The 2818-nt window shown below is 27.8% G+C and carries 1 protein-coding gene; it reads left to right on the forward strand.

Going from position 1 to position 2818, the window contains the following annotated elements; genetic code table 11:
• Positions 1-260 precede the first annotated feature (260 nt).
• Positions 261-2663, forward strand: a complete 2403-nt coding sequence (locus ABF633_RS20640) for an ATP-binding protein (RefSeq protein WP_415526606.1) — start codon at positions 261-263, stop codon at positions 2661-2663.
• The last annotated feature ends 155 nt before the right edge of the window (positions 2664-2818 follow it).

The following is a 2818-nucleotide window of genomic DNA, read 5'->3' on the forward strand; positions in this document are numbered from 1 at the left end:
GTTGAACTCCCACTTGAAGAAGTGGGAGACTTACGCCAAGTTAGTCAGGTTAAATATACTTTTTGTGAGATAATCATACATTAATATATATTCCAATATTTACCTATATTTCTTTACTAGTCTATCTAATTCAATTATATGCATAAAAGAGGATTTTTGTATTTTATATAGAATATATAATAAATAAGATTCTATAGACTGAAATAAAAATAACCATATTAAGACAAGTAATCTTTAATTTCACGGAGGTATTAACTATTTTGGGCTTTCTCAAGTATAAATACATAAACCACTGCATTTTTCTAATAGTTCTTATTGTCTTTGTTAATTTATTTCAAAATATTGTTTATGCTGCAAGTGAAACCGAAAAAAACATACTCATTATAAGTTCAGATGAAAACTATGGTAATTTCATTGATGGAAATAAATCAATGTCCTGGGATAATTCAATATTATCTTCTATAGATTCAGTTTTTATAAATAGCAAACAAAATATAAATGTGAACCTCCAATACCTTGACTTTAATAATGTCTCTCAAGATACATACTTTCAGGAAATTTATAATTTATACAAAACCAAATATAAAAATACTAAATTTGATGCTGTAATTACTATAGATGATTTAAATGATAGTGCCTTTAAATTTATGCTTAAATATAGCAATGAATTATTTCCCAATACCCCTATTATATTTTCGGGAGTATCTTCTTTTGATAAGTCTTTGCTTAATACCCATCCACTCTTTACAGGAATAGCAAAGAATCCTGATGTAAAAAGTACTATTGACGTTGCTTTAAAACTTCACCCAAAAGCTAAACAGGTATTTGTAATTACAGATAAAAGTGCATATGGGGTTTCCAATAAAAATATTATTAAAAGTTTTATGCCCTTATATAAAGATAAAGTTAAATTTTTATTTTCTGAGGAAGGCGATATAAATAAACTAAAAAAAGAGATAGATGGCTTGCCAGAAGATACGGTTATTTATTTGAATGCAAGTTTTAAAGATAGTAATAATAAAATAATTCCATATACAACAGCTGCGGATATACTCTTTAAAGATTCTAATATACCTATGTACAGCAGAGAAGGCCTATCCATAAACAAACAAAGTGTAGGTGGAATGATGACATATGGTGATAGTTATGGAAATAGTATAGGTAAACTGGCTTTAAGAATATTACAGGGAGAAAAGCCTTCCAATATACCTGTTACGGAAGACACCTCACATAATTATGAATTCAATTACACACAGCTAAAAAAATTTCACATTGACATAAACTCTTTACCTAAGGGATCAAAAATAGTCAATGAGCCCATGGGATATTTTGATATATATAAATCTATGATTATACGTATTTTTATTCTTATTGTCATATTTGTAGTTGTTTTAGAAGCATTTTTTATAATTTTTAATAGATCCAAGTGTAAACTTGCTGAAAGATTACTGGCGGATCACGAAAGTTTACTGAAGACATTGATAAACTCTACTCCTGATTTAATTTATTTTAAAAATGAAAAGGATGAATTTCTTGAAATAAATGATGCAACCTTGAAACTGCTGAACATTACAAGAAAAGATTATAAAAATATCAATATGAACAAACTAAATAATATATCAATTTTTACTAAAGAGGTGCTTGATAAATTTAAAAGAAATGATAAAAAAGCCTGGAAATTGGGTACTATGTATAGAATGGAAGAATTGATGCTGGATCAAGTTGATAACGTAAATAAAATTTACGATACATTGAGAATTCCTTTATTCAATGAAGATAAAAGTCCTAAGGGATTAATTTTACTAGGTCGTGATATAACACAGCATAAACAAAATGAGAGAAATGAAAAATTTATCAGGGAGTTAAGATACTATGATGAATTAAAAACCAACTTTTTTTCTAATATCTCTCATGAACTTAAAACTCCATTAAATTTAATTTTTAGTGCTCTTCAAATCATAGAACTTAGGAATAGACGTACTATTGAAGATAAAGATTTAGAAAAATACACAGCTGTAATGCGACAAAACTGCTATAGATTACTTAGAATTATTGATAACCTTATTGACATAACAAAAATTAATTCAGGTAGTTTTTTTACACACTTTGAAAATAACGATATAGTATTTATAATAGAAAATATTGTAACATCTATTGTAGACTATGTAGAGAATAAGGGTATAAATATTACCTTTGATACAGAAATTGAAGAAAAAGTTATGGCCTTTGATCTAGATGCCATGGAAAGAATAATATTGAATCTGTTATCTAATGCAATAAAATTTACACCTAATGGGGGAAGTATAGAAGTTAATATATATGATAAGAAAGATAATATAGTTATTTCTGTAAAGGATACAGGCATAGGAATACCCAAGGATAAACAAGCTTCAATATTCAAAAAGTTTATTCAAGTGGACAAGTCTTTATCCAGAAGCAGAGAAGGCAGCGGCATAGGGCTTTCCTTAGTAAAGGAACTAGTGGTTTTACACAATGGAACTATTGAATTAGAAAGTGCTCCAAACCAAGGAAGTGAATTTAAAATAACTCTTCCAGTAAAACTAGTAAAAGAAGATAAAAACATCAGAAATGATACAAGCATTAAATATAATAACAAAATAAAAAGAATTAAAATAGAATTTTCCGATATATATGATTACTAAAATCAACTGGACTATACATAGCTCATCATCTGACATCCCTAGGTTAATTTACTTGGCGTACAGTCAGACACCTTTGCAGCTAACTTATATTTCTGATTTTTACTTAGGCATATTCAAATAAATAACTAGTCAGTATGCTAGCCTATTTTGAATCC

This window comes from Clostridium sp. (genome assembly GCF_047718555.1).
Classification (GTDB): Bacteria; Bacillota; Clostridia; order Clostridiales; family Clostridiaceae; genus Clostridium_I.